General features: G+C 63.9%; 31 protein-coding genes. 26 read left to right on the top strand and 5 right to left on the bottom strand.

Going from position 1 to position 26823, the window contains the following annotated elements; translation table 11 throughout:
* Nucleotides 1-7 precede the first annotated feature (7 nt).
* Entirely contained in the window at nucleotides 8-577 is a 570-nt protein-coding gene (locus tag A6B35_RS11750) for a hypothetical protein (RefSeq protein WP_006202009.1), read from the top strand.
* A gap of 22 nt (nucleotides 578-599) precedes the next feature.
* On the opposite strand, the gene pdxH is transcribed toward A6B35_RS11750, so the two are convergent.
* Nucleotides 600-1217 (bottom strand): pyridoxamine 5'-phosphate oxidase, encoded by a 618-nt coding sequence (pdxH, locus tag A6B35_RS11755; protein ID WP_006202010.1) that lies wholly within the window; start codon nucleotides 1215-1217, stop codon nucleotides 600-602.
* 41 nt (nucleotides 1218-1258) lie between these two features.
* On the opposite strand from pdxH, the gene A6B35_RS11760 reads away from it, so the two are divergent.
* The 4 genes from A6B35_RS11760 to A6B35_RS11775 all read left to right on the top strand — a co-directional run bounded on the left by A6B35_RS11760 (nucleotide 1259) and on the right by A6B35_RS11775 (nucleotide 4333).
* Complete coding sequence (locus tag A6B35_RS11760; RefSeq protein ID WP_006202011.1) at nucleotides 1259-1720, top strand: RT0821/Lpp0805 family surface protein; 462 nt, start codon at nucleotides 1259-1261, stop codon at nucleotides 1718-1720.
* 101 nt (nucleotides 1721-1821) lie between these two features.
* Nucleotides 1822-2751, top strand: a complete 930-nt coding sequence (locus tag A6B35_RS11765; protein ID WP_065518186.1) for a DnaJ C-terminal domain-containing protein — start codon at nucleotides 1822-1824, stop codon at nucleotides 2749-2751.
* A 108-nt stretch (nucleotides 2752-2859) separates the two neighbouring features.
* A complete protein-coding gene (fabI, locus tag A6B35_RS11770) occupies nucleotides 2860-3678 on the top strand; it encodes an enoyl-ACP reductase FabI (RefSeq protein WP_006204308.1) in 819 nt (272 codons plus the stop codon).
* 67 nt (nucleotides 3679-3745) lie between these two features.
* Entirely contained in the window at nucleotides 3746-4333 is a 588-nt protein-coding gene (locus tag A6B35_RS11775) for a histidine phosphatase family protein (protein WP_006204309.1), read from the top strand.
* Nucleotides 4334-4343: 10 nt separating this feature from the next.
* On the opposite strand, the gene A6B35_RS11780 is transcribed toward A6B35_RS11775, so the two are convergent.
* A complete protein-coding gene (locus A6B35_RS11780; protein ID WP_006204310.1) occupies nucleotides 4344-4598 on the bottom strand; it encodes a DUF1344 domain-containing protein in 255 nt (84 codons plus the stop codon).
* 183 nt (nucleotides 4599-4781) lie between these two features.
* On the opposite strand from A6B35_RS11780, the gene aroC reads away from it, so the two are divergent.
* A complete protein-coding gene (gene aroC / locus A6B35_RS11785; RefSeq protein ID WP_006204311.1) occupies nucleotides 4782-5882 on the top strand; it encodes a chorismate synthase in 1101 nt (366 codons plus the stop codon).
* Between the two features lie 30 nt (nucleotides 5883-5912).
* Nucleotides 5913-7013, top strand: a complete 1101-nt coding sequence (ribB, locus tag A6B35_RS11790; RefSeq protein ID WP_006204312.1) for a 3,4-dihydroxy-2-butanone-4-phosphate synthase — start codon at nucleotides 5913-5915, stop codon at nucleotides 7011-7013.
* A 55-nt stretch (nucleotides 7014-7068) separates the two neighbouring features.
* On the opposite strand, the gene A6B35_RS11795 is transcribed toward ribB, so the two are convergent.
* On the bottom strand, nucleotides 7069-8292 hold the full coding sequence (locus A6B35_RS11795; RefSeq protein WP_006204313.1) for an MFS transporter: 1224 nt from the start codon (nucleotides 8290-8292) through the stop codon (nucleotides 7069-7071).
* A gap of 120 nt (nucleotides 8293-8412) precedes the next feature.
* Here A6B35_RS11795 and A6B35_RS11800 point away from each other — a divergent pair, with 120 nt between their 5' ends.
* From A6B35_RS11800 to A6B35_RS11845, 10 genes are all read left to right on the top strand, one after another.
* Nucleotides 8413-9030 (top strand): TetR/AcrR family transcriptional regulator, encoded by a 618-nt coding sequence (locus A6B35_RS11800; protein WP_040583414.1) that lies wholly within the window; start codon nucleotides 8413-8415, stop codon nucleotides 9028-9030.
* A 107-nt stretch (nucleotides 9031-9137) separates the two neighbouring features.
* Nucleotides 9138-10124 carry a hypothetical protein gene (locus tag A6B35_RS11805; protein WP_006204315.1) on the top strand — a complete coding sequence of 329 codons (987 nt, stop codon included), beginning with the start codon at nucleotides 9138-9140 and terminating at the stop codon, nucleotides 10122-10124.
* An 81-nt stretch (nucleotides 10125-10205) separates the two neighbouring features.
* Nucleotides 10206-11132, top strand: coding sequence for a histone deacetylase family protein (locus A6B35_RS11810; RefSeq protein ID WP_006204316.1), 927 nt, complete (start codon nucleotides 10206-10208; stop codon nucleotides 11130-11132).
* 3 nt (nucleotides 11133-11135) lie between these two features.
* Nucleotides 11136-11387 carry an exodeoxyribonuclease VII small subunit gene (locus A6B35_RS11815; RefSeq protein WP_006204317.1) on the top strand — a complete coding sequence of 84 codons (252 nt, stop codon included), beginning with the start codon at nucleotides 11136-11138 and terminating at the stop codon, nucleotides 11385-11387.
* A gap of 46 nt (nucleotides 11388-11433) precedes the next feature.
* Nucleotides 11434-11700: a DUF2277 domain-containing protein gene (locus tag A6B35_RS11820; protein WP_006204318.1), complete on the top strand. Its 267-nt coding sequence runs from the start codon at nucleotides 11434-11436 to the stop codon at nucleotides 11698-11700.
* Between the two features lie 9 nt (nucleotides 11701-11709).
* Nucleotides 11710-12630 (top strand): pirin family protein, encoded by a 921-nt coding sequence (locus A6B35_RS11825; protein ID WP_006204319.1) that lies wholly within the window; start codon nucleotides 11710-11712, stop codon nucleotides 12628-12630.
* A gap of 63 nt (nucleotides 12631-12693) precedes the next feature.
* The gene (dxs, locus tag A6B35_RS11830) at nucleotides 12694-14652 is read left to right on the top strand and encodes a 1-deoxy-D-xylulose-5-phosphate synthase (RefSeq protein ID WP_425312830.1); all 1959 of its coding nucleotides are present in this window, start codon (nucleotides 12694-12696) and stop codon (nucleotides 14650-14652) included.
* 149 nt (nucleotides 14653-14801) lie between these two features.
* Nucleotides 14802-15095 carry a hypothetical protein gene (locus A6B35_RS11835; RefSeq protein WP_006206351.1) on the top strand — a complete coding sequence of 98 codons (294 nt, stop codon included), beginning with the start codon at nucleotides 14802-14804 and terminating at the stop codon, nucleotides 15093-15095.
* 112 nt (nucleotides 15096-15207) lie between these two features.
* Nucleotides 15208-15972 (top strand): TlyA family RNA methyltransferase, encoded by a 765-nt coding sequence (locus tag A6B35_RS11840; protein ID WP_006206350.1) that lies wholly within the window; start codon nucleotides 15208-15210, stop codon nucleotides 15970-15972.
* Entirely contained in the window at nucleotides 15969-17210 is a 1242-nt protein-coding gene (locus A6B35_RS11845) for a class I SAM-dependent RNA methyltransferase (RefSeq protein ID WP_006206349.1), read from the top strand. The genes A6B35_RS11840 and A6B35_RS11845 overlap by 4 nt, the downstream gene beginning before the upstream one ends.
* Nucleotides 17211-17218: 8 nt before the next feature.
* Here the strand turns inward: A6B35_RS11845 and tldD are convergent, their stop codons facing one another.
* Both tldD and A6B35_RS11855 read right to left on the bottom strand, forming a co-directional pair.
* A complete protein-coding gene (gene tldD, locus A6B35_RS11850) occupies nucleotides 17219-18631 on the bottom strand; it encodes a metalloprotease TldD (RefSeq protein WP_006206348.1) in 1413 nt (470 codons plus the stop codon).
* Nucleotides 18632-18766: 135 nt separating this feature from the next.
* Complete coding sequence (locus A6B35_RS11855; protein WP_040584183.1) at nucleotides 18767-19312, bottom strand: invasion associated locus B family protein; 546 nt, start codon at nucleotides 19310-19312, stop codon at nucleotides 18767-18769.
* A 478-nt stretch (nucleotides 19313-19790) separates the two neighbouring features.
* On the opposite strand from A6B35_RS11855, the gene coxB reads away from it, so the two are divergent.
* The 9 genes from coxB to A6B35_RS11895 all read left to right on the top strand — a co-directional run bounded on the left by coxB (nucleotide 19791) and on the right by A6B35_RS11895 (nucleotide 26817).
* Nucleotides 19791-20624 carry a cytochrome c oxidase subunit II gene (gene coxB / locus A6B35_RS11860; protein ID WP_006206345.1) on the top strand — a complete coding sequence of 278 codons (834 nt, stop codon included), beginning with the start codon at nucleotides 19791-19793 and terminating at the stop codon, nucleotides 20622-20624.
* Nucleotides 20625-20662: 38 nt separating this feature from the next.
* Complete coding sequence (ctaD, locus tag A6B35_RS11865; RefSeq protein WP_006206344.1) at nucleotides 20663-22315, top strand: cytochrome c oxidase subunit I; 1653 nt, start codon at nucleotides 20663-20665, stop codon at nucleotides 22313-22315.
* A 73-nt stretch (nucleotides 22316-22388) separates the two neighbouring features.
* Nucleotides 22389-23333, top strand: a complete 945-nt coding sequence (locus A6B35_RS11870; RefSeq protein WP_006206343.1) for a heme o synthase — start codon at nucleotides 22389-22391, stop codon at nucleotides 23331-23333.
* 2 nt (nucleotides 23334-23335) lie between these two features.
* The gene (locus A6B35_RS34370) at nucleotides 23336-23497 is read left to right on the top strand and encodes a hypothetical protein (protein ID WP_081482316.1); all 162 of its coding nucleotides are present in this window, start codon (nucleotides 23336-23338) and stop codon (nucleotides 23495-23497) included.
* Nucleotides 23498-23505: 8 nt separating this feature from the next.
* Nucleotides 23506-24135 (top strand): cytochrome c oxidase assembly protein, encoded by a 630-nt coding sequence (locus A6B35_RS11875; protein WP_006206341.1) that lies wholly within the window; start codon nucleotides 23506-23508, stop codon nucleotides 24133-24135.
* Between the two features lies 1 nt (nucleotide 24136).
* Nucleotides 24137-25018 (top strand): cytochrome c oxidase subunit 3, encoded by an 882-nt coding sequence (locus A6B35_RS11880; protein ID WP_006206340.1) that lies wholly within the window; start codon nucleotides 24137-24139, stop codon nucleotides 25016-25018.
* A 144-nt stretch (nucleotides 25019-25162) separates the two neighbouring features.
* Entirely contained in the window at nucleotides 25163-25633 is a 471-nt protein-coding gene (locus tag A6B35_RS11885) for a L,D-transpeptidase family protein (RefSeq protein WP_006206339.1), read from the top strand.
* 45 nt (nucleotides 25634-25678) lie between these two features.
* Nucleotides 25679-26065, top strand: a complete 387-nt coding sequence (locus A6B35_RS11890; RefSeq protein ID WP_006206338.1) for a DUF983 domain-containing protein — start codon at nucleotides 25679-25681, stop codon at nucleotides 26063-26065.
* Nucleotides 26062-26817 carry an SURF1 family protein gene (locus A6B35_RS11895; RefSeq protein WP_006206337.1) on the top strand — a complete coding sequence of 252 codons (756 nt, stop codon included), beginning with the start codon at nucleotides 26062-26064 and terminating at the stop codon, nucleotides 26815-26817. The genes A6B35_RS11890 and A6B35_RS11895 overlap by 4 nt, the downstream gene beginning before the upstream one ends.
* The last annotated feature ends 6 nt before the right edge of the window (nucleotides 26818-26823 follow it).

The raw sequence follows: 26823 nt of genomic DNA on the forward strand, positions 1-26823 counted from the left end.
GCACGGAATGACAGCACAGGATCTGGTTCAGCAAAGTGGGCTCGGCGAGCGGAAATGGCGACGCCGCAGCCTTTGGGCGCTGCTTCTGCTGATCCCCTTGACCTTTGCCGTCGAGGTCTATGACAGCATCAAGGCGCTGCTGGCCGACAATGACCTGTTTGCGCGCCGCGTCGCCTGGGGCCAGAGCGTGCATTTCGGCGGCAGCGACTGGAAACTGACCGACCTGCGCGGTGCCTTCGGCATGGCGAACCTGCCGCCGGATTCCGTGCCTGTTCTGGCTGACTTCTCGGTAAAGGTCGGCGATCCCGATCTGCAAAAACTCTGGCTTGGCTGTAAGGTGATGCTGATCGACGCCGCCGGCCGGCGCTGGGCGCCGACATCGGCAGTGACGCTGAAGGCGCCCGGCGACGTGCAGACCTGCACGTCGGCGATCTTCTCCGGCGCCAAGAGCGGCGACACGCTCAATTTGCGCGAGACCTTCCTGGTGCCGAAGGACGTGACGAAGACGATACGGCCGGCGGTCGGCCTCGCCAGCGAGCGGCCGCATTTCCTGTTGTTCCAACTGGAAAAGGATTGATTTCCTGCGCCCATCCGAGGGGCTAGGGATATAGTCGCGTCTTGTCCCAGCCGCCTGCGGCATTGCGCGAAAAGACGAGGCGGTCGTGCAGGCGGAATGGCCGGTCGTGCCAGAACTCGATCGCTTGCGGCACGATGCGGAAACCCGACCAATGCTTTGGGCGCGGAATCTCGCCGATCGGGTAGCGCGCCGTGTATTCGGCGACCGCCTTTTCCAGCGCGAAGCGGCTCTCCAGCGGCCGCGACTGTTTCGACGCCCAGGCGCCGATGCGGCTGCCGCGCGGCCGCGTCGCGTAATAGGCATCCGCCTCGGCATCGCTGACGATCTCCACCGGTCCGCGCACGCGCACCTGCCGGCGCAGCGATTTCCAGTGGAAGCACATCGCCGCCTTCATGCTGCCAAGAATCTCGCGGCCCTTGGCGCTCTCGAAATTCGTGTAGAACACAAACCCGCCTTCATCGAACCCCTTGAGCAGCACCATCCGCACATCCGGCATGCCGTCGGCATCGACGGTTGCCAGCGCCACGCCGTTGGCGTCGTTGATCTCGCTCTTCGTCGCGTCGTCGAGCCAGGCGCCAAACAGTCGGAAAGGCTCGGCGGCCTCGGTAAAGTCACTGGTTGTTAACTCAGTTTCGCCCATAGTTTTTCTCAAATTGTCACGCTGGCTGGGGAGGTTGCCGATTGTTGCGTATCGCGCAAGCTTTTGACAGCAGGCAATGGGGCGTTATCGCTTCGGCCAGCGCCAAAGCCGCGATCGTGATGGTCGCGCTGCCTCTTGCCGCGTGTGGCGCCGGCGGCTTCAGCCTGGAAAAGGCCGAGGTCGACCGTTCGATCCTGACCAGCAGCACACCTGCTTCCGCCACCCCGACAGATCAGGACCGCGATTCGGACCAGACCACGATCGGCAATGCAGTGTCTTCCGCCGACATCGAAGAGCTCGGCGGCCAGGCGGTGCCATGGGCGAATGCGGGCACCGGCTCGCGTGGTTCGATCACCGAACTGGTCGAATTGAAGGACGTGGGCCAGACCTGCCGCCGCTTTACCGCCTCGCGCGAGAGCTTCGACGGCGTCTCGCTGTTCAAGGGCGAATTGTGCATGGCCGGAGCCGGCGGCTGGCACATGCAGGACTTCAAGGCGCTCTGATTCTCCACGGCCATTTCTCTCCTTGCGCTACTGGAATTTCTTCCTATGCGAGCGCATATAGGGGGCAACCATGGACTCACTCCTTCTCCAGGGCAGGAAGCATGCGCGACCCCTATGAGGTCCTGGGCGTTGCCAAGAACGCATCGGCCAAGGACATAAAATCGGCGTACCGCAAACTCGCCAAAAAACATCATCCGGACCAGAATCCGAATGATCCCAAGGCGAAGGACCGTTTTGCGGCCGCCAACCAGGCTTACGAGATCGTCGGCGACGAAAAGACCCGCGCCGCCTTCGATCGCGGCGAGATCGACGCCGACGGCAAGCCGCGCTTCCAGGGCTTCGAGGGCGCGGCGGGCGGTGGCGATCCGTTCGCAGGCTTCCGCCGCCAGCAGGGTGCCGGCGGTTCGCGATTCGAGTTCCGCTCGGGGCGTCCAGGTGGCGATCCGTTCGACGGCAACAGCGACATCTTCAGCCAGATCTTCGGCGACGCCTTCTCTGGCGCGCGCGGGCCGGGTGCGGGCGACCGCCGGCAGCCGGCGGCAGGCGCCGACCTCAACGTGACGCTCGATGTCACCATCGAGGAGGCGGCCATCGCCGAGAAGGTGACGGCGATGTTCCCCGACGGCCGCAAGGTGGCGGTCAAGCTGCCGGCCTATGTCGAGGATGGCCAGACCATCCGCCTGAAAGGCCAGGGCGAGCAGGGGCCGGGACAGCCGGGCGACGCGCTGGTCAAGATCCGTTTCCGCCGCCATCCGCGCTACCGTGTCGAGGGCCGCGACCTGCATGCCGATCTGCCGGTGGCGCTGGCCGATGCCGTGCTGGGCGCCAAGGTGGCGGTCGAAACGCCGACTGGCCGGCTGGCGGTCAATATTCCGGCATGGTCGAGCTCGGACAAGGTGCTGCGGCTGAAGGGCAGGGGCCTGCCGGAAAAAACCGGTGGCCATGGCGATCTCTACGCCCATGTCAGGCTGATGCTGCCCGAGGCCGGCGACAGCGAGCTCGAAGCGCTGATGCGCCGCCGAAAAGGCTGATCGAGAGAGTTTTCTCCGCTGGACTGTCCGTTTTGAACGCTTGATGGGGCCCTGTGCCTGTGCGATAGGGCACTCCACAAAGCAGACATTCTTGCGGAGAGCACTCATATGGCGGGTGGACAGGGCCTGATGGCCGGCAAGCGCGGGCTGATCCTCGGCGTCGCGAACAATCGGTCGATCGCCTATGGCATCGCCAAGGCCTGCGTCGATCACGGCGCCGAAATTGCGCTGACCTATCAGGGCGAAGCCTTCAAGAAGCGCGTCGAGCCATTGGCGGCCGAACTCAACGCCCATGTTGCCGGCCATTGCGACGTCACCGATCCGGAAAGCCTCGATGCGGTGTTCGCCGACATCGCCAAGCACTGGGGCAAGCTCGACTTCCTCGTCCATGCCATCGCCTTTTCCGACAAGGACGAGCTGACCGGCCGCTATGTCGAGACGACGCGCGACAACTTCCTGCGCACCATGGACATTTCGGTCTATTCCTTCACCACCATCGCCAAGCGCGCCGAGCCGCTGATGACCGATGGCGGTTCGCTGCTGACGCTGACCTACTACGGTGCCGAAAAAGTGATGCCGCACTACAACGTCATGGGCGTCGCCAAGGCGGCGCTCGAAGCCAGCGTGCGCTATCTGGCCGTCGACCTCGGCGCCAAGAAGATCCGCGTCAATGCCATCTCCGCCGGTCCGATAAAGACGCTGGCCGCATCAGGCATCGGTGACTTCCGCTACATCCTGAAGTGGAACGAGTACAATTCGCCGCTGAAACAGACGGTCACCCAGGAGGAAGTCGGCGATTCCGGCGTCTATTTCCTGTCCGACCTGTCGCGCGGCGTCACCGGCGAGATCCATCATGTCGACTCCGGCTACCATGTCGTCGGCATGAAGGCGGTCGACGCCCCCGACATTTCGACCGTCAAGGACTAGTCTTCCGACTGAACCCCTTGCGACCAAGCCTGGGCGAAGAAGCCTGGCCCGAGCCTCGGAAGACCTGATGTATCCGCTCGTCTACTTTGTGCGCCACGGCCAGACGCAATGGAACGCCGAGTCCAGGCTGCAGGGTCAGGCCGACACAGATCTCAACGCGCTCGGCCGCGAGCAGGCGAGCCGCAACGGACAGCGGCTGGCCGGGCTCGTCCATAATCCCGAAGAATTCGACTTTGTCGCCAGCCCTATGCGGCGCACGCGCGAGACGATGGAGCGCCTGCGCGCGGCGATGAAGCTCGATCCGCTTGCCTATCGCACCGAGCCGCTGCTCGTCGAGTTGAGCTTCGGCGACTGGCAGGGCTTCACCTTTGCCGAACTCGAGGCCAGGGATCCCGGCTCGACCAGGCAGCGCAGCCTCGACAAATGGAACTTCCAGCCGCCCGGTGAGGGCGCCGAGAGCTACCAGATGCTGCTCGAGCGGGTGAAGCCGTGGTTCGACGCGCTCGATCGCGACACGGTCTGCGTTACCCATGGCGGCGTCGTGCGCGCGCTGTTTCGCGTCGTGCTGGGGATGTCCACGCGGGAGGCGGTCAGGATGGACGTGCCTCAGGATCGCCTGCTCCGGCTGCAGGGCCGGAGCCTGGAGTGGCTATAGGGCGCTAGACTTACTCGGTGTCCGGAAGTTCCATGTCGGTGACGACATTCTCGCCGTTCGTCACGTCATAGGCGAGGACGATGTCCATGCCGGGCTTCAATGCATCGAGATCGGTCTCGGCATTCAGCTTGTAGGACTTGCCATCTTCCAGCGTCAGCGTCAGCGTATCCTTGTCGATCTTCTTGATCAGGCCTTCGGTCTGGCCGGCGAAGGCGGCAGTGGAAATCAGCAGCGTGGCGGCAACAGCGCCAATCAGGGTACGCATCGTCGTCCTCATTATCATTGCGCCGGCATGGGTAGCGGCGGATCCTCAACGGCGGATGGAAGAGAGCAGAAACCAACCGAATGTGTCAAAACTAAAACCGCCAGATCACAGTTTGACCACTGTGGAAAACGCCAATAGAAGGCAGGCTTGAACCGGCTCCGCCGCCGGGCAGGGCACTTCTCCATGTCTCACAACACGTTCGGCCACCTGTTCCGCGTCACCACCTGGGGCGAAAGCCACGGGGCGGCACTCGGCTGCGTTGTGGACGGCTGCCCCCCCGGCATCCGCTTCACTCAGCGAGAGATCCAGGCCGAGCTCGACAAGCGCCGGCCGGGCCAGTCACGTTTTGTGACGCAGCGCCGCGAACCCGACGAGGTCAAGATCCTGTCCGGCTTCATCCTCGACGAGGACGGCGAGACGATGATCACCACCGGCACGCCGGTGTCGATGCTGATCGAAAATGTCGATCAGCGCTCCAAGGACTATGGCGAGATCGCCCGCCAATATCGGCCGGGCCACGCCGACTACACCTATGACGTCAAATACGGCCTGCGCGACTACCGTGGCGGCGGCCGCTCCTCGGCGCGCGAGACTGCGGCGCGCGTGGCGGCCGGCGCGCTTGCCCGAAAGGTCGTGCCCGGCATGGTGGTGCGTGGCGCGTTGGTGTCGATGGGTGAAAAGTCGATCGACCGCGCCAACTGGAATTGGAACTTCATCGGCGACGCCGAAAATCCATTCTTCACGCCCGATCCGGCCTCCGTTCCCGTTTTCACGCAGTATCTCGACGGCATCCGCAAAGCCGGCTCCTCGGTCGGTGCGGTGATCGAGATCGTCGCCGACGGTGTCCCGGCCGGCCTCGGCGCGCCGATCTATGCCAAGCTCGACCAGGACATCGCGTCGGGCCTGATGTCGATCAACGCCGTCAAGGGCGTCGAGATCGGCAACGGCTTCGAGGCCGCCCGCATCACCGGCGAACAGAATGCCGACGAGATGCGCATCGGCAATGATGGCAAGCCGGTCTTCCTGTCCAACAATGCCGGCGGTATCCTTGGCGGCATCTCGACGGGCCAGGCGATCGTCGCCCGCTTCGCCGTCAAGCCGACCTCGTCGATCCTGACGCCGCGCAAGTCGATCGACAAGGACGGCAAGGACGTCGAGGTCATGACCAAAGGCCGCCACGATCCTTGCGTCGGCATCCGCGCCGTGCCGATCGGCGAGGCGACGGTTGCCTGCGCGATCGCCGATCACTATTTGCGTCATCGCGGCCAGACCGGGCGCGTCTGACCTTCAACCTGCAAGCGGAAGCGAGCGTCGATGCCTTACGACCAGAAAAAAATCGTCGAAGCCCTACGCGCCTTCGAACGCGGCGAGATCGTCGTCGTCATGGACGATGACGGGCGCGAGAACGAGGGTGACCTGATCGTCGCCGCCGTCCACTGCACGCCGGAAAAGATGGCCTTCATCGTCCGCAACACGTCCGGCATCGTCTGCACGCCAATGCCTCGCGAGGAGGCAAAACGCCTCAATTTGGCGCCGATGGTGGCCGACAATGATTCCGCCCACACGACGGCCTTCACCGTGAGCGTCGATTTCAAGCATGGCACCACGACTGGCATCTCGGCCGACGACCGCACACTGACCGTGCGCAACCTTGCCAACGGCAATGTCGGCGCCTCCGATTTCGTCCGCCCCGGCCACATCTTCCCGCTGATCGCGCGCGAGGGAGGCGTGCTGATGCGCTCGGGCCATACCGAGGCCGCGGTCGACCTCTGCAAGCTCGCCGGCCTACCGCCGATCGGCGTCATTTCCGAACTGGTCAACGATGACGGCACGGTCAAGCGCGGCCCGCAGGTGCAGGCTTTCGCCGAGGAGCATGGCCTGAAGCAGATCTCGGTCGCCGACCTCATCGCCTACCGGCAGCGCAAGGAAACGCTGGTCGAGCGCGTCGCCTGCTCCGACATCGATACGGCGGGCGGCAAGGCGCAGGTCTTCACCTATACGCTGCCCTGGGATTCCATGCACCACGTGGCGATCGTCTTCGGCGACATCCGCGACGGCGAGGACGTGCCGGTGCGGCTCCATTCCGAGGATGTCGTCAGCGACGTGTTCGGCACCAGCCATCGGCTCGACGGCGTCATGAAGGCGATGGGCGAGCGCAAGCGCGGCGTCATCGTCTATCTGCGCGAAGGCTCGGTCGGCGTTGCCCATCAGGAGCGCAAGCGCCCGGCGAGCGGCGAGCGCGAAGACCATGAAGAGGCGCGCCGCCGCGAGAACGAATGGCGCGAGATCGGCCTCGGCGCGCAGATCCTCAAGGATCTCGGCATTTCCTCGATCAATCTGATCGCCTCGCGCGAGCGCCACTATGTCGGCCTCGAAGGTTTTGGCATCCACATCGCGAAGACCGAGATCCTCTGAGGATCGACCGCCAAAGGATAGCGCCCGGCCCGCTCGAAACCGGGCGCTTCGGGGATCATTCCGCGGGAACAGCGGCCGGCTCGCATCCGGCGAGATCGCAATCCGGCTCGCCTAGGATGCGCTGGCCGATGAGCACGGTGGCCAGTGCGATTGCGCCCGCCGCCACCGACACGAAGAACCCGTTCCGGGCTCCGAACTCATCCACCACCGCGCCGGCGGCAAACGCGCCCAGTGCCATGCCGATGCCGATACCAGTCATCACCCAGGTGATGCCTTCGGTTAGCATCGCTTCCGGCACGTGCCGCTCGATCAGGCCGAAGGCGGTGATGAAGGTCGGCGAAATCGCCACGCCACTGATGAACACGGTCAGCGCCAAGAGCGGCACCGTGCCGGCGGTCAGCGGCAGCAGCGTGCCGAGCGCGACGAGGGCGACCGCGATGGCGAGCTGACGCTGCAGCGGCGCCTTCAGATTGAGCGCGCCGACGACGAGGCCGAGCACGAACGATCCCAGCGCATAGACGCCGATGACGATGCTGGCAGCGCCGGGCTGGCCGAGCTCCTTGGTGATCGCCACCGTGCTCACTTCCGTCGTGGCAAAGGTCGCGCCGACGAAGATCAGGGCGAAGGTGATGATCTGCACCGGCCGCAGGCGGATTGCCGAGCCGCTCGAGGCATGGTCCACCGGCCGCACTTGCGGCTCGGTCGAACGCTGCAGGATGAAGGCCGTCGAGCCAAAGGCAAGGAACAGCGTGCTCACCAGCATGCCCGCCTCCGGAAACAGAGCGGCGCTCAGACCCACCGACAGCGATGCGCCGGCGATGTAGACCAGTTCGTCTGCCGCCGACTCGAAGGCGAAGGCGGTGTTCATCTCCGGCCGGCCGCGGAAAAGCTCGGTCCAGCGTGCGCGCACCATGGCCGGCATGCTGGGCATGGCGGCCGCCGCCAGAGCCGATACGAACAGCGTCCACACCGGCCAGTCCTGATTGGCCGCCGCGATCAGGATCGCAAAGGCAAGCACGGTGAGGATCGTGGTGGGAACCACGATCCGTGTCTGGCCAAGGCGGTCGACCAGCCTTGAGATTTGCGGCGCCACGAAAGCGTTGCTCAGCGCGAATGTCGCCGCGACAGCGCCGGCCAGCCAGTATTCGCCATGTGTTTGGGAGAGCATGGCCACGATACCGATCGGCGCCATGGCGATCGGCAGGCGGGCCAGGAAGCCGGCGGCGGCAAAGCCCTTGGCTCCAGGGGCGCGAAAGATTTCCGAGTATGGGTTTTGCATGGCTTGGTTCCTCGACAAAGGCCAATTCGACAATTACATACGATGCGTATGACTATTAGATAGATCATACGTCGCGTATGTCAATTGGCATACGATGCGTATGTAAGTAGGTCCAGACCCATGCACAGACCCCGCAAGGAGATGATCGCCGAGACGCGCGCCAAGCTGATCACGGCCGCCCGCCAGGCCTTCGGCACCATCGGCTACGCTGAGGCCTCGATGGATGATTTCACCGCCTCGGCCGGGCTGACGCGCGGCGCGCTCTATCATCACTTTGGTGACAAGAAGGGACTGCTGCAGGCGGTTATTGCCGAGATCGACGGCGAGATGGCGGCGCGGGTCAACGAGGTGGCGGCGCGGGCGCCGACCCGCTGGCAGAGCTTCGTCGACGAATGCACCACCTATATCGAGATGGCGCTGGAGCCGGAAATCCAGCGCATCATGTTCCGTGACGGCCCGGCCGTGCTCGGCGATCCTGCACTTTGGCCGAATGCCAATGCCTGCGTCGGGTCAATGACCGATCATCTGACCGCTCTGCAGCAGGATGGGGTGGTCGTAACAGGTGTCGACCCCGAGACCGCCGCGCGGCTGATCAACGGCGCCAGCAGCCAGGCGGCGCAGCGGATCGCCAATTCGAACGACCCCGAAGCGACCTCGAAGACCGTGGTGGCCGCCTTCAGGCAGTTGCTCGAAGGCTTGCTCAAAAAGGCTGACGGGCCCGCCGACCAGCGTCGATAAGCCAAGGATTTGCACCGGTTTTGCGGCCGCGCGGCGCTAGCCGAGATTGACAATCGCAAGGTTGAGATCATCCTCTGCGGCCATCTCTGAGGCGGGGGATTCGGGCGATGTGGGACTTCAGCATCGGCAGGTCGGTGTCCATCATGATCAGGACATGGCCCTTCATCGTCTTCCGCATGATTGTTTATTTCGGCATCACGCTGGCCTACATCATGGCGACCGGCACCGGCGCCAGTGTCGGCTACGGCGTCGGGCACATCTCCACCGACCCCGACGGCCCTCTGTCCTTTGCGCTATGGGGCGGCGTGGTCGGCTTCGGCGTCGTTTCGATCGCCGTCTACTGGATCCGCGAATACATCCTCTACATCGTCAAGGCCGGCCATATCGCGGTCATGGTCCACCTGATCGACGGCCAGGACGTGCCTGGCGGCCAGGACCAGATCTCCTATGCCAGGGCCGTGGTGACCGAGCGCTTCGCCGAGGCCAACGTCCTGTTCGTGCTCGACCAGCTGGTCAAGGGTGCTATTCGTGCCATCACCGGCCTGATCGGCGGCATCGCCGCCTTCCTGCCCATTCCGGGCCTGAGCGGCCTGGTCAGCTTCATCAACACCGTCATCCGCATGTCGCTGACCTATGTCGACGAGATTATCCTCGGCTACAACATCCGCATCAATTCCACCTCGCCCTTCGAGACGGCCAGGCAAGGCATCGTGCTCTATGCGCAGAACGGCAAGACCATGGTCAAGAACGCGATCTGGCTGTCGGTGATCATGTGGGGCGTGTCCTTCGTCATCTTCCTGTTGATGCTGGCGCCCGCCGGCGCGATCCTCTGGTTCATGCCGGGACAGCTCGCCGGCTGGGCTTTCGTGCTGGCCATCGTCTTTGCCTGGGCCTTCAAGGCAGCCTTCATCGAGCCCTTCGCCATCGCCTCTTTGATGCAGGTCTATTTCAGCACCATCGAGGGCCAGGTGCCCAATCCCGAATGGGATCGGCGGCTGTCGGAAGCCTCCTCGAAATTCAGGGAACTCAAGGACAAGGCGCTGGCCTCGTTCGGCGGCTCGCGCTGGACCCAGCCGGCAACCAATAACCAATAGTCTCACCTAATCCCTGTTGAACATCACGCGAGCTGGGCGCGAAAACATGGTCAAAACGCCCGCACGCGCCTATATCGGGGCATGGTCACCAGGCTCTACACCCACCCGATCTTCCTCGAACACCTGACGCCATCGGGCCATCCGGAGCGGCCAGACCGCTTGCGCGCCATCGAGCGCGTGCTCGACGACGAGGCCTTTGCCGCGCTCGACCGGGTCAAGGCGCCTGAAGGCGACGAGGCAACCATCCTCTATGCCCACCCCGAGGATTTCGTCGCGCGCGTCCGCGCCGCGATCCCCGAGACCGGCATCGTCTCGATCGATGCTGACACCAGCGCCAGCCCCAAAAGCTGGCAGGCAGCGGTGACGGCGATCGGCGCGGCCAACGCAGCCGTCGACGATGTCTTCGAGGGCCGCGCCGCCAATGCCTTCGTCGCCGCGCGGCCGCCCGGCCATCATGCCGAGAAGACCACGGCGATGGGCTTTTGCCTGTTCAACACCGCGGCGATCGCGGCGCGCTATGCACAAAAGAAGCATCAGGCCGAGCGCGTTGCCGTGGTTGACTGGGACGTCCATCACGGCAACGGCACGCAGGACATTTTTTGGGACGATCCGTCGGTGCTCTATTGCTCGACGCACCAGATGCCGCTTTATCCCGGCACCGGCGCGAAGAACGAGACGGGCGCCGGCAACATCGTCAACGCGCCGCTGGCACCACGCACCGGCAGCGAGGTTTTTCGCGATGCCTTCCTGTCGCGCGTCCTGCCTGCGCTCGACGATTTCGCCCCCGACCTGATCATAATTTCAGCCGGTTTCGACGCGCACCATCGCGATCCGCTGGCCGAGATCAACCTGACCGAGGAGGATTTCGACTGGGCGACCGGCCAGCTGATGGAGCGTGCCGGGCGCCACAGCGGCAACCGGCTCGTCAGCCTGCTCGAGGGCGGCTACGATCTGCAGGGGTTGGCATTTTCGGTCGCCGCCCATGTCGGGCGGCTGATGAAGGGATAAAGTATGGCAGGCGAAGGCAATGACGACGTCAAGGCGATGAGCTTCGAGCAGGCGCTCGACGCGCTGGAGAAGATCGTCGACGATCTGGAGCGCGGCGACGTTCCGCTCGACCAGTCGATCCGTATCTACGAGCGCGGCGAAGCGCTGAAGGTGCATTGCGACCGGCTGCTGAAGGCGGCGGAAGACAAGGTCGAGAAGATCAGGCTGTCGCGCGACGGCAAGCCGGTGGGAACGGAGCCGCTCGACGCCGATTAGTTGGAACGGGGGCGGGGCAAGGGAAAACAGGCAAGGAGTTCAAGCGATGTGCAGAAACATCAAGACCCTGTTCAACTTCGAGCCGCCGGCGACGAATGATGAGGTGCATGACGCAGCACTACAGTTCGTGCGCAAGCTGAGCGGCTCAACCAGACCCTCGAAGCGCAACGAGCATGCCTTTAACCATGCCGTGGAAGCAATCGCGGCCGCTGCGCGCGAGCTGCTCGATTCGATGGAAACCACCCAGGAGCCGCGCAATCGCGAGGAAGTGGCGGCCAAGGCGAAAGCCAAATCCGCGCTCCGCTTCGCCTGAGGAGACCTGATGAGCTTCTTTCCCGGCAACGACCCGACACCTGGCGATGCCTTCGCCTGCGACCAGATCGAGCTGATGGTCATTCCGAATGCCAAGGACATTGGCGGCTTCCAGGTCCGTCGCGCCTTGCCGACCGCCAGGCGGCGGCTGGTCGGTCCCTTCATCTTCTTCGACCGCATGGGCCCGGCCATCCTGCGGGCCGACCAGGCGCTCGACGTGCGTCCGCATCCGCATATCGGTCTGTCGACGGTGACCTATCTGTTCGACGGCAAGATCAGGCATCGCGATTCGCTCGGCACCGAAATGGTGATCGAGCCCGGCGACGTGAATTTGATGACCGCCGGGCGCGGCATCGTCCATTCCGAGCGCACGCCGGAGGAATTGCGCGGCGCGTCGATGTCGATCTCCGGTCTGCAGACCTGGCTGGCGCTGCCCGACGGCAAGGAGGAGGTCGCCCCGGTCTTCGAGAACACGGCCGCCCTTCATTTGCCCGAAATCGATGCCGAAGGCATCAGCGGCCGCGTCGTCATCGGCGCGCTTTCGGGTCTGCAATCTCCGGTCACGACCGCCTCGGACACGCTCTATGCCGATCTGAGACTGGCGCCCGGCGCCAGCGTGAAAATCCCGGCCGATGCCGAGGAGCGCGCCATCTACACGCTGGAAGGCGAGGTTTCGATCGCCGGCGACCGCTTCCCGGCCGAGCGGTTGCTTGTATTCAAACCCGGCGACGAAATCGTCGTGTCGTCGCAGACGGGCGCCCATTTCATGCTGTTCGGCGGCGCCTCGCTCGGCTCCAAGCGCTACATCTGGTGGAATTTCGTTTCGTCGTCGAAGGAACGCATCGAACAGGCGAAAGAAGAATGGAAGACAGGCCGCTTCGACATCGTTCCTGGAGATGAGGAAGAATTCATTCCGTTACCGAACAATTAACGCCAGAGCTGCCCGCGTCACTGACACGCATTTACATTCGCCGGCGGGCGGCATATTTCGCCCATGATCGACGCGCATGAACTTCAGGTTTCAGCAGGCCCTTTAACAGTGAACGCAACGCTGCATACGCCGCTTCTCGACAAGGTCCGCATTCCGGCCGACCTGCGCACGCTTGACGAAGGCCAGCTGCCGCAGCTGGCTTCGGAACTGCGCGCCGAACTGATCGATGCCGTGTCGCACACTGGCGGCCATCTTGGCGCCGGCCTTGGCGTCGTCGAGCTGACGGTGGCGCTGCACTATGTCTTCAACACGCCGGACGACCGGCTGATCTGGGATGTCGGCCACCAGGCCTATCCGCACAAGATCCTGACCGGCCGCCGCGACCGCATCCGCACATTGCGCCAGGAGGGCGGCCTTTCCGGCTTCACCCGCCGCGCCGAGAGCGAATACGACCCGTTCGGCGCCGCGCACTCCTCGACCTCGATTTCCGCCGGCCTCGGCATGGCGATGGCGCGCGACCTGTCGGGCGGCCGCAACAACGTCATCGCCGTCATTGGCGACGGTGCCATGTCGGCCGGCATGGCCTATGAAGCAATGAACAATGCCGGCGCGCTCGACGCCCGCCTGATCGTCATCCTCAACGACAACGACATGTCGATCGCCCCGCCAACCGGTGCGATGAGTGCCTATCTGGCGCGTTTGGCTTCCGGCAGAACCTATCTGGGCTTGCGCGATTTCGGCAAGAAGCTGACCTCCTACCTCGGCAAGCGCGCCGATCGCGCCATCACCAGGGCGGTCGAGCACGCGCGCGGCTACGTTACCGGGGGCACGCTGTTCGAGGAACTCGGCTTCTACCACATCGGCCCGATCGACGGGCACAATCTCGAGCACCTGATCCCGGTGCTGAAGAACGTCCGCGACAATGGCGACGGCCCGGTGCTGATCCATGTCGTGACCCAGAAGGGCAAGGGTTATGGCCCGGCCGAAGCCGCCGCCGACAAATATCATGGCGTCAACAAGTTCGACGTCATCACCGGCGCGCAGGCCAAGGCGCCTGCCAACGCGCCGAGCTACACCAAGGTCTTCGCCGAAAGCCTGGTCCAGGAAGGCCGCGAGGACGACCGCATCGTCGCCGTCACCGCCGCCATGCCGAACGGCACCGGCCTCGACCTCTTCGGCGAGGCGTTTCCGAGCAGGACCTTCGACGTCGGCATCGCCGAGCAGCACGCGGTGACCTTTGCCGCCGGCCTCGCCACCGAAGGCTACAAGCCCTTCGCCGCCATCTACTCGACCTTCCTGCAGCGCGCCTACGACCAGGTCGTCCACGACGTGGCGATCCAGAAGCTGCCGGTGCGCTTTCCCATCGACCGCGCCGGTTTTGTTGGCGCCGATGGCGCCACTCATTGCGGCGCCTTCGACACCACCTTCCTGGCGACGCTGCCGGGTTTCGTCGTCATGGCGGCGGCCGACGAAGCGGAGTTACGCCACATGGTGCGCACCGCCGCGCACTATGATGACGGCCCCATCGCCTTCCGCTATCCGCGCGGCAATGGCGTCGGCGTCGAAATGCCGGAGCGCGGTTCCGTGCTCGAAATCGGCAGGGGCCGCATCGTCAGGGAAGGCACCAAAGTGGCGCTGTTGTCCTTCGGCACGCGCCTGCAGGACTGTCTGCTGGCCGCCGAGGAGCTAGGTGCCGCCGGTCTTTCCACCACCGTCGCCGACGCCCGCTTCGCCAAGCCGCTCGACGAGGATCTGATCCGCCGGCTCGCTCGTTCGCACGAGGTTCTGGTGACGGTGGAAGAGGGCGCTGTCGGAGGCTTCGCCAGCCACGTGCTGCAGTTCCTCGCCCATGAAGGCTTGCTCGAAAGCGGGCTCAAGGTGCGTCCGCTGGTGCTGCCGGACGATTTCACCGACCACGCCAAGCCCGAGAAGATGTACGCCGACGCCGGGCTGGACTCGACCGGCATCGTGCGCACCGTCTTTGCCGCGCTCGGCCATACCGCGCACGCACAACGCGCCTGAATCAAAATCTCAAGCTTCTGAATCAGTTTGCCGGCTTGCGGTTGTAACGCCCTGTTTACGCTGCTATTTGGCGTTTTGCTTACCGTGTCTTTTGGCCGTTTCTCAACGCCGCCCTGCTAGAAGGTAGTCCGGCATGGGGACGACAAGGAATGAAAACGCTTTTGTATGGCATGGCGCTTTCGGCCGTCATCGCAGCACCTGCGATGGCCGAAACGCGCTACGACCGCAATCTCGAAAAGGCGGTGCTGGACATTGTCGCCGGCAAGATCGGCGACATCCGCGGCGGCTTTTCCTACAAGCAGCGGCCACAATTCGTCGTCGTGCCGGACGCTGTCGCAACGCCGGCGGTTCCTGCCGAACATCCGGGCAGGCAGGCTTCCGGCGACCGCAATGACGGTCTGGCGCCGGCGGTCGAGCGGCCGGTTTCGCGAACCATCTTCTGAAGCAATTCCAGGAAAAGTGCGTAGCGGTTTTCCGTCCGGAATTGCGTAAAGCAAAGAGACCACCTCTTTCCAACATCCTTGCGTTCATCACCGGCTTTCGCCATGAAGGCCGATGAACTCCCCTCTGCCAGCCAGCACGCGCCAGCGGCTCGACGAACTGCTCGTCGAACGCGGCCTGTTCGCCAGCCGCTCTCGTGCCCGCGACGCGATCGAGCGCGGCACGGTGACGGTCGATGGCACCATCGCCCGCAAGCCTGGCCAGACCGCCCTGCCGCAATGCCTGATCGCGATCGACGACCCGGCGCAGGGGTATGTGTCTCGCGCGGCGCTGAAGCTGATTGCCGGGATCGACCATTTCGGTTTCGATCCCGCCGGCTGCGAAGCGCTCGACATCGGCGCCTCGACCGGCGGCTTCACGCAGGTGCTGCTCGAACGCGGTGCGGCGCATGTCACGGCGATCGATGTCGGCCATGGCCAGATGCATGCCGACATCGCAGGCGATCCACGCGTGACGGTCATCGAGGGCCTCAATGCCCGCGACCTCACCGTCGGTGATCTCGGCGGCCGCATTCCGGATTTCATCGTCTGCGATGTCAGCTTCATTTCGCTGAAGCTGGCGCTGCCGCCAGCCCTCGCGTTGGCCGGCAGCGGCGCTCGCGCGGTGCTTCTGGTCAAGCCGCAATTCGAGGCCGGCCGCGCGGCGATCGGCAAGGGCGGCCTGCTGAGGGATCCCTATGACGCCGCCCGCGTTGCCGGCGTGCTGCAGGACTGGTTCGACAGCATGCCCGGTTGGCGCTCGCTGGGGCTGCATCTGTCGCCGATCGAGGGCGGCGACGGCAATCGTGAATTCCTGCTTGGTGGGATCAAAGATCGATGAGCGCGCGCTTCACCATCGCCAGGCTGGGCTCGCAAGGCGATGGCGTCGCCGCGACCGAAACCGGCGAGGTTTTCATTCCCTTCACGCTGCCCGGCGAAACCGTCAACGCTGCGCGCGAAAAGGATCGCGCCACGCTGATGTCTGTGCTGGAGGCTTCACCGCTCAGGATCGATCCGGCCTGCAGGCATTTCACCGATTGCGGCGGCTGCGCCGTCCAGCATCTGGAAGCCGAAGCCTACCGCCAGTGGAAGCGCGACAAGGTCGTGCATGCGCTGAAGAGCAAGGGCATCGTTGGCGATATCGGCGCCTTGGTGCCGTGCGCGCCGGCGACGCGCCGCCGCGTCGTCTTCTCCGCCCGGCGCACCGACGCCGGTATGCGGCTGGGTTTCGTGCGCGCGCTGTCGTCGGAAATCATCGCCATCGAGGAGTGTCCGATCTCGCTGCCCGTGATCGTCGCTGCGCTCGATCGTCTTAAGAGACTTGCCGAACTGGTCTGCGCCACCACCAGATCGTTCCACATGACGGTGACGGTCACCGGGTCCGGCCTCGACGTCGCGGTCCACGAATCCGGCAAGCTCGGCGAGAACCAGCGCCGCGTCGCCTCGAACTTCGTCATCGCCGAGGGGCTGGCCAGGCTTTCGGTCGACGGCGAGATCATCGTCGAGCCGAAGAAGCCGGTGGTGCAGTTTGGAACCGTGGCAGTCGCGGTGCCGCCGGGCGCCTTCCTGCAGGCCACCGAGGCGGCTGAGCAGGCCATGGCAGATATCGTCGGCCAGCATCTGTCGCGCGCCAAGAAGGTCGCCGACCTTTTCGCCGGTTGTGGCAGCTTCGCGCTACGCCTGGCCGCGAAGTCGGAGGTCCACGCGGCAGAAGGCGACGCGCCGGCTCTTGCGGCCCTCGACCGCGCCTTCCGTTTCGCCAATGGCCTGAAGCGGGTGACCAGCGAACGCCGCGACCTGTTCCGGCGTCCGCTCACCTTCAAGGAACTCAATGCCTTCGACGGGCTTGTCTTCGACCCGCCGCGTGCCGGCGCCGAGGATCAGTCCAAGCAGATCGCCCGCTCCGACGTGCCGTTCGTCGCCGCGGTATCCTGCAATCCGGTGACGCTGGCGCGGGATTTGCGCATCCTGCTTGACGGTGGCTATGCGCTGAAAAGCGTAACCCCGATCGATCAGTTCCTATGGTCGCCGCATGTCGAGGCGGTGGCGCTACTGGAGAAGCCGAAGAAGAGGCGGTAGTTCGCGCGTCAGACCCGCGTGCCGCCGACCGTCATCTGGTTCATCCTGAGATGCGGCTGGCCGACGCCGACGGGCACGCCCTGTCCGGCCTTGCCGCACATGCCGATGCCGTTGTCGAGCTTCATGTCGTTGCCGATCATCGACACCCGGTGCATGGCATCCGGCCCATTGCCGATCAGCATCGCGCCCTTGACCGGCTGCGTCACCTTGCCGTTCTCGATCATGTAGGCTTCAGTGCAGCCGAACACGAACTTGCCCGAGGTGATGTCGACCTGGCCGCCGCCGAAGGAGACGGCATAGATGCCGTTCTTGACCGAGGCGATGATCTCGTCCGGCTCCATGTCGCCCGAGGTCATGTAGGTGTTGGTCATGCGCGGCATCGGCTGATGCGCGTAGCCTTCGCGCCTTCCGTTGCCGGTCGCCTTCATGCCCATCAGCCGCGCGTTCTGGCGGTCCTGCATGTAGCCGACGAGCTTGCCGTCCTCGATCAGCACATTGCGGGCCGATGGCGTGCCTTCGTCGTCGACGGTTAGCGAACCGCGCCGTTCGGCAATCGTCCCGTCATCGACGACGGTGACGCCTTTGGCTGCCACCTGCTGGCCGAGCAGGCCGGCGAAGGCCGACGTCTTCTTGCGGTTGAAATCGCCCTCCAGCCCGTGGCCGACGGCCTCGTGCAGCATGACGCCCGGCCAGCCGCTGGAGAGCACGATGTCGAATGTGCCGGCAGGCGCCGGGATTGCCTCAAGATTGACCAGCGCCTGGCGCAGCGCCTCCTTGGCGGCATGCTTCCAGCTCTCCTCGACCAGGAACTCGCCGAACGCCTTGCGCCCGCCCATGCCGTAGGAGCCGCTCTCCTGGCGGTCGCCGCTGCCGACGACGACGGATACGTTGATCCTGACCAGCGGACGGACATCGCGCACCATCTGGCCGTCCGCGCGCACGATCTCGACATGTTGCCAGGAAGCGGCGAGCGAGGCTGTTACCTGGCGCACGCGCGGATCCTCGGCGCGCAGCCAGGCATCGATTTCCTGCAGCAGCTTGGCCTTGGTCTCGAAGGAAGGCGAGGGGATCGGGTTCTCCTCGCCATAGAGATGGCGGTTGGTGCGCGCCGGTGCGGCGGCAAGCGTGCCGGAATAGCCGCCCTTGACCGTCGAAACGGCGTCGGCAGCCCGCAGCAGCGAGGCTTCGGAAAGGTCGCTCGAATGCGCATAGCCACTGGCCTCGCCGGCAACCGCGCGCAGACCGAAACCCTGGTCGGTGTTGAAATTGGCGGTCTTCAGTCGACCATTGTCGAACATCAGCGCTTCGCTCTCGCTGTATTCGAGGAACAACTCGCCGTCGTCGGCGCCGTTGATGGTCTCGGCGACGATCTGTTTGATGCGATCGTAGGAAATATCGAATTGGCCGATCAGGCTGTTCATGGCAGGTCCGTCCGCGGGAGGATTGGGCGTTTTCCCCGATGTAGGCGCGAAGGCGCGCCGAGACAATCGGCAATGGCGCCAATCACAATGACGTCAGACGGGTGGCGCCAGCGCAATGGCGATATTCATCGCGGATCAGGGGAGGGCGACGAAGCCGTCGGCAAAGCCCTTGAGGTCGACCGGAATGCCGATGCCTTCCTCAGGCGTTTGGAAGACGATGAAGGTGGCCGACGTGCCGGTCTTCAGCGTGTCGAGCAGCGGCTTTTCGAGAATGACCTCGGCATAGCAACCGTCCTGGAAGCAGCGCACGAAATAGGCCCGGCCGATATCCTTGCCGTCGACATTGAGGCCGAGACCGTTGGGCAGCAGCACGCCGAGCGGCGCCAGCACGCGCAGGATCTCGGCCTTGTTGTCGGCGGTGCGCAGCACGACCACCGACAGCCCCATCTCCGGGCGGTCTTCGGCGACGACGTTCTGCATCATCACGCATTGTTCTGACGTCGCGCCCGCAGGTGTGTCGCAGATGATAGACCACGCGCCATGCGTCGAGCGCACCGTGCCGCTAGGCTGGGCGGCGTTGGCTGGGCCGATGCCCGACAGGCCGGTACCAAACAGGGCGGCAAGAAAAATGGCCTTGGCCAAAGTTCTCGAACACCCAAGTTTTGAAAGCCAAGAGATCATGACGGCTCCATTGCGAATCACGGCACTTTAAGCCGCGCCAAGGCCAAGTAAAGGACGAGACCGCCGCCCGTCCGCCCGGACACCGGCAATAATGCGCTTTTCCAAGCCAAATTCGCCCGAATTGCGACCGCCCCGGCGCATGGTGCCAAGCATTCCGGAAAGTAGCGGTTGGCGTCCGCGCGTCAACGATTGACGAGAGGCGTCTTGCGGCCAAAAGCGACGGCCGAGGCTTGCGCGCAAAAATGCCGCACGGTTTCGGCCGCTCCTTTCTTGCGGAGGGAAATAGAGTATGGTTTGAACCACCCTTGGGACTGTCCGGGATTCCCATCCCGGCGTGGTTCGTTATTCTTGCGGTCCGATCGCGAGGAACTGGGAGATGATGAGGGCGATGAGAAAATTCCTAGCTGGCGCCAAGTCCTTAGCAAGCGCCAAGTCTCTAGCAAGCGCCAAGTCTCTGGCAAGTGCGGCAGCCGCTGCCATGGTCGTGGCCGGTGCGAGCACCGCTCAGGCGGCCCAGCCCCAGCCGTGGGAGATCGGTTTCCAGCCGCCCGCAACCGACATGATGCGGCAGATCGAGTGGTTCGGGAACTACACGATGTGGTTCATCGTTCCGATCACCGTCCTGGTGCTCGTTCTGCTCGCCTACTGCATCTGGAAATTCCGTGCGAGCGTGAACCCCACCCCTTCGCAGACCAGCCACAACACGCTGATCGAAGTGATCTGGACGGTCGGTCCGGTCGTTATCCTGCTCTTCATCGCCATCCCCTCGTTCCAGCTGCTGACCGCGCAGTACACGCCGCCGGAAGAAGCCAAGCTGACCATCAAGGCGACGGGAAACCAGTGGAACTGGGACTATGAGTACCAGGTCGACAAGACGCTCTCCTTCAACTCGGCCATCCTTCAGGAAGGCGATCGCAAGGCCGCCGGCAAGGAAGATCGCAAGGTCTATCCGCGCCTGCTCGCCGTCGACAACGAGATGGTGGTGCCGGTCAACACCATGACCCGCGTGCTGGTCACCGCGACCGACGTCATCCATTCCTTTGCCATGCCCGCCTTCGGCATCAAGATGGACGCTGTTCCCGGACGCACCAACGAGACCTGGTTCAAGGCGGAAAAGGAAGGCCTCTACTATGGCCAGTGCTCGCAGCTCTGCGGCAAGGACCACGCCTTCATGCCGATCGCGATCCGCGTCGTCTCCGATGCGCAGTACAACACCTGGCTGGCGGCAGCCAAGACGGACCTTCCCGGTGCCAACAAGGCGCTGATGGCCGAGGTCGACGGCACAAACAAGGTTGCGGCCGCCGGCAACTGATGCCGCGACCGAAATAAGATCAGGGAACGGAGCCGAACATGGCAGACGCTGCAGCTCACGACGATCACGATCACAAGCCGTATCACGGCTGGGTCCGGTGGGTGTATTCGACCAACCACAAGGATATCGGTACGCTCTATCTGATCTTCGCGATCTTCGCGGGCATCGTCGGCGGCGCTCTGTCGGTCGTCATCCGCATGGAACTGCAGGAGCCGGGCATCCAGATCTTCACCGGTCTGGCGCAGATGGTCTACGGCATGAACGGCGATGCCGCGATCGACGGCGGCAAGAGCATGTACAACGCCTTCGGCACCGCGCACGCGCTGATCATGATCTTCTTCATGGTCATGCCGGCGCTGATCGGCGGCTTTGCCAACTGGATGGTGCCGATCATGATTGGCGCGCCTGACATGGCCTTCCCGCGCATGAACAACATCTCGTTCTGGCTGCTGCCGCCAGCCTTCATCCTGCTGATCGCTTCGGCCTTCATGCCGAGCGCGCCGGGCGCCTACGGCGTCGGTGGCGGCTGGACGCTCTATCCGCCGCTGTCGACCTCGGGTCAGCCCGGGCCGGCCATGGATCTGGCGATCCTGTCGATCCACATCGCCGGCGCCTCGTCGATCCTCGGCGCCATCAACTTCATCACCACCATCTTCAACATGCGCGCACCGGGCATGACGCTGCACAAGATGCCGCTGTTTGCCTGGTCGGTGCTGATCACCGCTTTCCTGCTGCTTTTGTCGCTGCCGGTTCTGGCCGGCGGCATCACCATGCTGCTCACCGACCGCAATTTCGGCACCACCTTCTTTGCGCCGGACGGCGGCGGCGACCCGATCCTGTTCCAGCACCTGTTCTGGTTCTTCGGTCACCCGGAAGTCTACATCCTGATCCTGCCGGGCTTCGGCATCATCAGCCACATCGTCTCGACCTTTTCGAAGAAGCCCGTCTTCGGCTATCTCGGCATGGCCTATGCCATGGTCGCGATCGGCGCGGTGGGCTTCATCGTTTGGGCGCACCACATGTACACGACCGGGCTGTCGCTCGACACGCAGCGTTACTTCGTCTTCGCCACGATGGTCATCGCGGTGCCGACGGGCGTGAAGATCTTTTCCTGGATCGCGACGATGTGGGGCGGCTCGATTTCGTTCAAGACGCCGATGCTGTGGGCGCTGGGCTTCATCTTCCTGTTCACCATCGGCGGCGTCACCGGCGTGCAGCTGGCCAATGCCGGCCTCGACCGCTCGCTGCATGACACCTATTTCGTCATCGCCCACTTCCACTACGTGCTGTCGCTTGGCGCGGTCTTCGCCATCTTCGCCGGCTGGTACTACTGGTTCCCGAAGATGACCGGCTACATGTACTCGCCCGTCATCGCCAACACCCATTTCTGGGTGACCTTCGTCGGCGTCAACCTGATCTTCTTCCCGCAGCACTTCCTCGGCCTCGCCGGCATGCCGCGCCGCACCATCGACTATCCGGACGCGTTTGCCGGCTGGAACTGGGTGTCGTCCATGGGGTCCTATATCTCGGCCGTCGGCGTCATGATCTTCCTCTATGGCGTGTTCGAAGCCTTCCAGAAGAAGCGGATCGCCGGCGCCAACCCATGGGGAGAGGGTGCAACGACGCTGGAATGGCAGCTGCCTTCGCCGCCGCCGTTCCATCAGTGGGAACAGCTGCCGAAGATCAAGTAGGCGGCTGCTCGCGAATACGAAACCGCCGGCACGCCGGCGGTTTTGGCCAACGGAATGATGGACTTAAGTACGCATGGCCCTTGTCGACAAACCATTGATTGACGAAGCGGGCTTTCGCATGTCGGAAGCCACCGCGGGCGATTTCTTCGCCCTGCTGAAGCCGCGCGTCATGGCGCTGGTGGTGTTCACGGCCTTTGTCGGGCTGGTCGCGGCGCCCGTGACCATCAACCCGCTGCTGGCGGTGATCGCGATCCTGTCGATCGCCATCGGTGCTGGCGCCTCGGGCGCGCTCAACATGTGGTACGACGCCGACATCGATGCAGTCATGACCAGGACCGCAAGCCGCCCCGTCCCTGCCGGCCGCATCCAGCCCGGCGAGGCGCTGACCTTCGGCCTGGTGCTTTCCGTGCTGTCGGTGATGACGCTCGGCGTCCTGGTCAACTGGCTGTCGGCGAGCCTGCTGGCCTTCACCATCTTCTTCTACGCCGTCATCTACACGATGTGGCTGAAGCGCTGGACGCCGCAGAACATCGTCATCGGCGGCGCCGCCGGCGCCATTCCGCCCGTCATCGGCTGGGCCGCGGTGACCGGAACGATCAGCCTCGAAAGCCTTGTCCTGTTCCTGATCATCTTCCTGTGGACGCCGCCGCATTTCTGGGCGCTGGCGCTGTTCAAGTCCGAGGACTATGCCCGGGCCGGCATCCCGATGATGCCGAACGTCGCCGGCCAGGCTTCGACCCGGCGCCAGATCTTCGCCTACGCGCTGATCCTTGCGCCCATCGGCGTGCTGCCATGGGTCCTAGGCTTCACGACGCCGGCCTACGGTATCGCCGCGCTGCTGCTCGGCGCAGGCTTCGTCTGGTATGCGTGGAAGGTGCTGCGCATGAGCGACAGCGACCGCGAGATGAAGCCGGCCAAGGCTTTGTTCGGCTACTCGCTGCTCTATCTCTTCGCCATCTTCGCCATTTACCTTGCCGACAGCGTCGTCAGCCGCGCGCTTGCCATCGGCGGAGCATGATCATGGTCGACAAGAAACTCGAACTCATCACGTTGACGGAACGCCAGAAGAAAGCCCAGCGCAACCGCTCCGCCGCCATTGGCCTGGCGCTGGCGGTGCTTGTCGTCATCTTCTACGTCGCCACCATCGTGAAATTCGGTCATACCGGCGGCGCGGCGATGTGAGGCCGAAGATGACCCGCCAGACAGTCACCGATCCCGCAAAGAAGAACACCAACCGCGTTGTCGCGGGCGTCTGCATTGCCTTCTTCGCCGGCATGATCAGCATGGCCTACGCCGCCGTGCCGCTCTATGCGATGTTCTGCCAGGCGACCGGTTATGGCGGCACGACCAAACGCGCCACGCAACAATATGCGAACCGCGTGCTCGACCGCGATGTCGCCATCCGCTTCGACGCCAACACCGCCGGCGTTCCCTGGCAATTCCAGCCGGTCACCCGTTCGATCACCATCAAGATCGGCGAGACGGTCCAGGCGCACTACACCGCGACCAACAAGTTCGACCGCCCCGTTACCGGCCGCGCGACCTTCAACGTGCAGCCGGAACTGGCTGGCCCCTACTTCAACAAGGTGGAGTGCTTCTGCTTCACCGACACGACGCTGAAGCCCGGCGAGACGCTGGACATGCCGGTCGTGTTCTACGTTGATCCCGACATCGTCAACGTGCCGGAACTGAAGGACTTGAAGACCATCACTCTGTCCTACACCATGTTCCCGGTCGAAAAGAACAAGCCGGTCGCGTCCTCAGCGCCGGCGGCAAGCAGCAACAAAGTTTCAGATACCGAAGCAAATCTCGGGGGTTGATATGGCCGACGCGCACGCAAAACCACAGCATGACTACCATCTCGTCGACCCGAGCCCGTGGCCCTTCCTGGGCTCCATCGGCGCGCTGGTGACCGCTATCGGCGGCGTCGCTTATATGCAGTATCTCAAGGCCGGCGATTTCCCGATCTTCGGCTACAACATCGCCAATCCGTGGCTGTTTTTCATCGGCCTCCTGATCGTTATCTACACGATGTTTGCCTGGTGGTCGGACACCATCAAGGAAGCGCATGAGGGCCATCACACCCGCGTCGTGTCGCTGCATTTGCGCTACGGCATGATCATGTTCATCGCTTCGGAAGTGATGTTCTTCGTCGCCTGGTTCTGGGCTTTCTTCGACGCCAGCCTGTTTCCCGGCGAGGTCCAGAATTACGCCCGCACCACCTTCACCGGCGGCGTCTGGCCACCAAAGGGCCTCGAAGTCCTCGATCCCTTCCACCTGCCGCTCTACAACACCATCATCCTCCTGCTGTCGGGCACGACCGTCACCTGGGCGCACCATTCGCTGCTTCACGGCGACCGCAAGGGCCTGATCAACGGCCTTGTGCTGACCGTCGGCCTCGGCATGCTGTTCACCATGGTGCAGGCCTACGAGTACATCCACGCGCCGTTCGGCTTCAAGGACTCCATCTATGGCGCCACCTTCTTCATGGCGACCGGCTTCCATGGTTTCCACGTCATCATCGGCACCATCTTCCTGGCTGTCTGCCTGGTGCGCGCCATGAAGGGCGACTTCACCCCGAAGCAGCATTTCGGCTTCGAGGCGGCGGCCTGGTACTGGCACTTCGTCGACGTGGTCTGGCTGTTCCTGTTCGCCTCGATCTATGTCTGGGCCTCGAACGGCGCGCTGATCGAAGGCCACTGACCAGGGCAATTCCAGGAAAAGTGCGTAGCGGTTAGGCTCGGCGCCTTCGCCGTAGCCTTCCGTCCGGAATTGCTTCAAGCAGACAAGGTTCACGATTTGCGAAGGCGGCTGCGGCGACGTGGCCGCCTTCTTCATTTCGGCGCAATGATCGTCGATCGAATGCCGATGCGGCTGACCATCCCGTTTGCTATCTGTGCATCAACACTCGCTGCGGCCCCAGCCCTTGCCGGGGACACGGTCGACCTTGTGCGCGTCGACAAGTCGGAGCGGCGGCTGGAACTGATCGGCGATGGCAAGATATTGCGCACCTACGGCATCGCGCTGGGTGGCGACCCTGTCGGGCACAAGCACAGGGAAGGTGACCAGCGCACGCCCGAAGGGCGCTATGTGCTGGATTGGCGCAACCCCAACAGCATCGCCCACAAGTCGATCCACATCTCCTATCCGAATGCCGTGGAGATAGCGGCTGCGAAGGCGGCCGGCGTCGATCCCGGCAGCATGATCATGATCCATGGCCAGCCCAACGGCTATGGCTGGTGGGGCTGGCTGCTTCAATTGGTCGACTGGACCGACGGCTGCATTGCCGTTACGGACTCCGATATGGATGAAATCTGAACCATGGTGGCCGATGGAACGCCAATCGAGATCGAGCCGTAGAGCATGAGCGACGACAAGGCGATCTGGCCACCCATCGAGCCGATCTCGGCCGGCCTGCACGGCCGCTGTCCGCGCTGCGGAGAGGGCCGGCTGTTTTCCGGGTTCCTGACCGTCGGCAAGCGCTGCACGAATTGCGGCCTGGATTATTCCTACGCCGATGCCGGCGATGGACCGGCGGTGTTCGTCATCCTGATCATCGGCTTCATCGTCGTCGGGCTGGCGCTGTGGGTGGAAGTGACGCTGAGCCCGCCGCTGTGGCTGCATCTGCTGATCTGGATACCGTTGGCGCTGGTGCTGTGCCTGACGGCGCTCAGGCTGATCAAGGGCGTGCTGTTGACGCTGCAATACGCCAACAAGGCGGCCGAGGGCCGGCTGGACCGCAGCGAATGAGCGAGGCATCGGCCAGGAGTTCCGGCCGTTCGCGGCCGAAGACGGCATTGCTGCTCGGCCTCGGCCTTGTCGTGTTCGTCATCCTTCTGGCGCTAGGGACCTGGCAGCTCCAACGCCTGCACTGGAAGGAAGGCCTTCTCCAGACGATAGACCAGCGTACGCATTCGCCGCCGCGGCCGCTGGCCGAGGTCGAAAGCCAGTTCGCTTCGTCTGGCGATGTCGACTACACGCCGGTGACGGTGTCAGGCACTTTCCTGCACCAGGGCGAGCGGCACTTCTATTCGACCTGGGACGGTGCTGCCGGTTTCGACGTCATCACGCCGCTGCAACTGGATGACGGCCGTTTCGTGCTGATCAACCGGGGCTTCATCCCTTATGACCTGAAGGACGCCGCCAAGCGGCCGCAGGGGCAAGTGACGGGCAAGGTGACGGTGACCGGGCTCGCCCGCAATCCGCTGCTGGTGAAGCCGTCGATGATGCTTCCCGACAACGATATCCAGAAGAACATCTTCTACTGGAAGGATCGCGATGCGATGGCGTCGAGCGCCGGCCTGCCGGCCGCAGCCCGGCTGGTGCCGTTCTTCATCGATGCCGACAAGACGCCAAACCCCGGCGGCCTGCCGGTCGGCGGCGTCACCATCATCGACCTGCCAAACAGCCATCTGCAATATGCTTTCACCTGGTATGGCCTTGCCGCTGCCCTTGCCGGCGTCCTCATCTTCAGGCTTCGCCGTCCGGCGAAAGCGGAATGATCGTTG

This window comes from Mesorhizobium amorphae CCNWGS0123 (assembly GCF_001686985.1).
Lineage (GTDB): Bacteria > Pseudomonadota > Alphaproteobacteria > Rhizobiales > Rhizobiaceae > Mesorhizobium > Mesorhizobium amorphae.

Excerpts from the sequence above, each read along its gene's own strand:
- tldD (WP_006206348.1), bottom strand. The coding sequence starts at position 18,631 with ATGAACAGCCTGATCGGCCAATTCGATATTTCCTACGATCGCATCAAA.
- A6B35_RS11810 (WP_006204316.1), top strand. The coding sequence starts at position 10,206 with ATGGTCACCAGGCTCTACACCCACCCGATCTTCCTCGAACACCTGACG.
- A6B35_RS11765 (WP_065518186.1), top strand. The coding sequence starts at position 1,822 with ATGCGCGACCCCTATGAGGTCCTGGGCGTTGCCAAGAACGCATCGGCC.
- A6B35_RS11895 (WP_006206337.1), top strand. The coding sequence starts at position 26,062 with ATGAGCGAGGCATCGGCCAGGAGTTCCGGCCGTTCGCGGCCGAAGACG.
- fabI (WP_006204308.1), top strand. The coding sequence starts at position 2,860 with ATGGCGGGTGGACAGGGCCTGATGGCCGGCAAGCGCGGGCTGATCCTC.
- pdxH (WP_006202010.1), bottom strand. The coding sequence starts at position 1,217 with ATGGGCGAAACTGAGTTAACAACCAGTGACTTTACCGAGGCCGCCGAG.
- dxs (WP_425312830.1), top strand. The coding sequence starts at position 12,694 with ATGATCGACGCGCATGAACTTCAGGTTTCAGCAGGCCCTTTAACAGTG.
- A6B35_RS11845 (WP_006206349.1), top strand. The coding sequence starts at position 15,969 with ATGAGCGCGCGCTTCACCATCGCCAGGCTGGGCTCGCAAGGCGATGGC.
- aroC (WP_006204311.1), top strand. The coding sequence starts at position 4,782 with ATGTCTCACAACACGTTCGGCCACCTGTTCCGCGTCACCACCTGGGGC.
- A6B35_RS11795 (WP_006204313.1), bottom strand. The coding sequence starts at position 8,292 with ATGCAAAACCCATACTCGGAAATCTTTCGCGCCCCTGGAGCCAAGGGC.
- A6B35_RS11855 (WP_040584183.1), bottom strand. The coding sequence starts at position 19,312 with ATGATCTCTTGGCTTTCAAAACTTGGGTGTTCGAGAACTTTGGCCAAG.
- A6B35_RS11750 (WP_006202009.1), top strand. The coding sequence starts at position 8 with ATGACAGCACAGGATCTGGTTCAGCAAAGTGGGCTCGGCGAGCGGAAA.
- A6B35_RS11885 (WP_006206339.1), top strand. The coding sequence starts at position 25,163 with ATGATCGTCGATCGAATGCCGATGCGGCTGACCATCCCGTTTGCTATC.
- A6B35_RS11815 (WP_006204317.1), top strand. The coding sequence starts at position 11,136 with ATGGCAGGCGAAGGCAATGACGACGTCAAGGCGATGAGCTTCGAGCAG.
- A6B35_RS11890 (WP_006206338.1), top strand. The coding sequence starts at position 25,679 with ATGAGCGACGACAAGGCGATCTGGCCACCCATCGAGCCGATCTCGGCC.
- A6B35_RS11820 (WP_006204318.1), top strand. The coding sequence starts at position 11,434 with ATGTGCAGAAACATCAAGACCCTGTTCAACTTCGAGCCGCCGGCGACG.
- A6B35_RS11875 (WP_006206341.1), top strand. The coding sequence starts at position 23,506 with ATGACCCGCCAGACAGTCACCGATCCCGCAAAGAAGAACACCAACCGC.
- ribB (WP_006204312.1), top strand. The coding sequence starts at position 5,913 with ATGCCTTACGACCAGAAAAAAATCGTCGAAGCCCTACGCGCCTTCGAA.
- A6B35_RS11870 (WP_006206343.1), top strand. The coding sequence starts at position 22,389 with ATGGCCCTTGTCGACAAACCATTGATTGACGAAGCGGGCTTTCGCATG.
- A6B35_RS11835 (WP_006206351.1), top strand. The coding sequence starts at position 14,802 with ATGAAAACGCTTTTGTATGGCATGGCGCTTTCGGCCGTCATCGCAGCA.
- A6B35_RS34370 (WP_081482316.1), top strand. The coding sequence starts at position 23,336 with ATGGTCGACAAGAAACTCGAACTCATCACGTTGACGGAACGCCAGAAG.
- ctaD (WP_006206344.1), top strand. The coding sequence starts at position 20,663 with ATGGCAGACGCTGCAGCTCACGACGATCACGATCACAAGCCGTATCAC.
- coxB (WP_006206345.1), top strand. The coding sequence starts at position 19,791 with ATGGTCGTGGCCGGTGCGAGCACCGCTCAGGCGGCCCAGCCCCAGCCG.
- A6B35_RS11825 (WP_006204319.1), top strand. The coding sequence starts at position 11,710 with ATGAGCTTCTTTCCCGGCAACGACCCGACACCTGGCGATGCCTTCGCC.
- A6B35_RS11880 (WP_006206340.1), top strand. The coding sequence starts at position 24,137 with ATGGCCGACGCGCACGCAAAACCACAGCATGACTACCATCTCGTCGAC.
- A6B35_RS11805 (WP_006204315.1), top strand. The coding sequence starts at position 9,138 with ATGTGGGACTTCAGCATCGGCAGGTCGGTGTCCATCATGATCAGGACA.
- A6B35_RS11775 (WP_006204309.1), top strand. The coding sequence starts at position 3,746 with ATGTATCCGCTCGTCTACTTTGTGCGCCACGGCCAGACGCAATGGAAC.
- A6B35_RS11840 (WP_006206350.1), top strand. The coding sequence starts at position 15,208 with ATGAACTCCCCTCTGCCAGCCAGCACGCGCCAGCGGCTCGACGAACTG.
- A6B35_RS11780 (WP_006204310.1), bottom strand. The coding sequence starts at position 4,598 with ATGCGTACCCTGATTGGCGCTGTTGCCGCCACGCTGCTGATTTCCACT.
- A6B35_RS11800 (WP_040583414.1), top strand. The coding sequence starts at position 8,413 with ATGCACAGACCCCGCAAGGAGATGATCGCCGAGACGCGCGCCAAGCTG.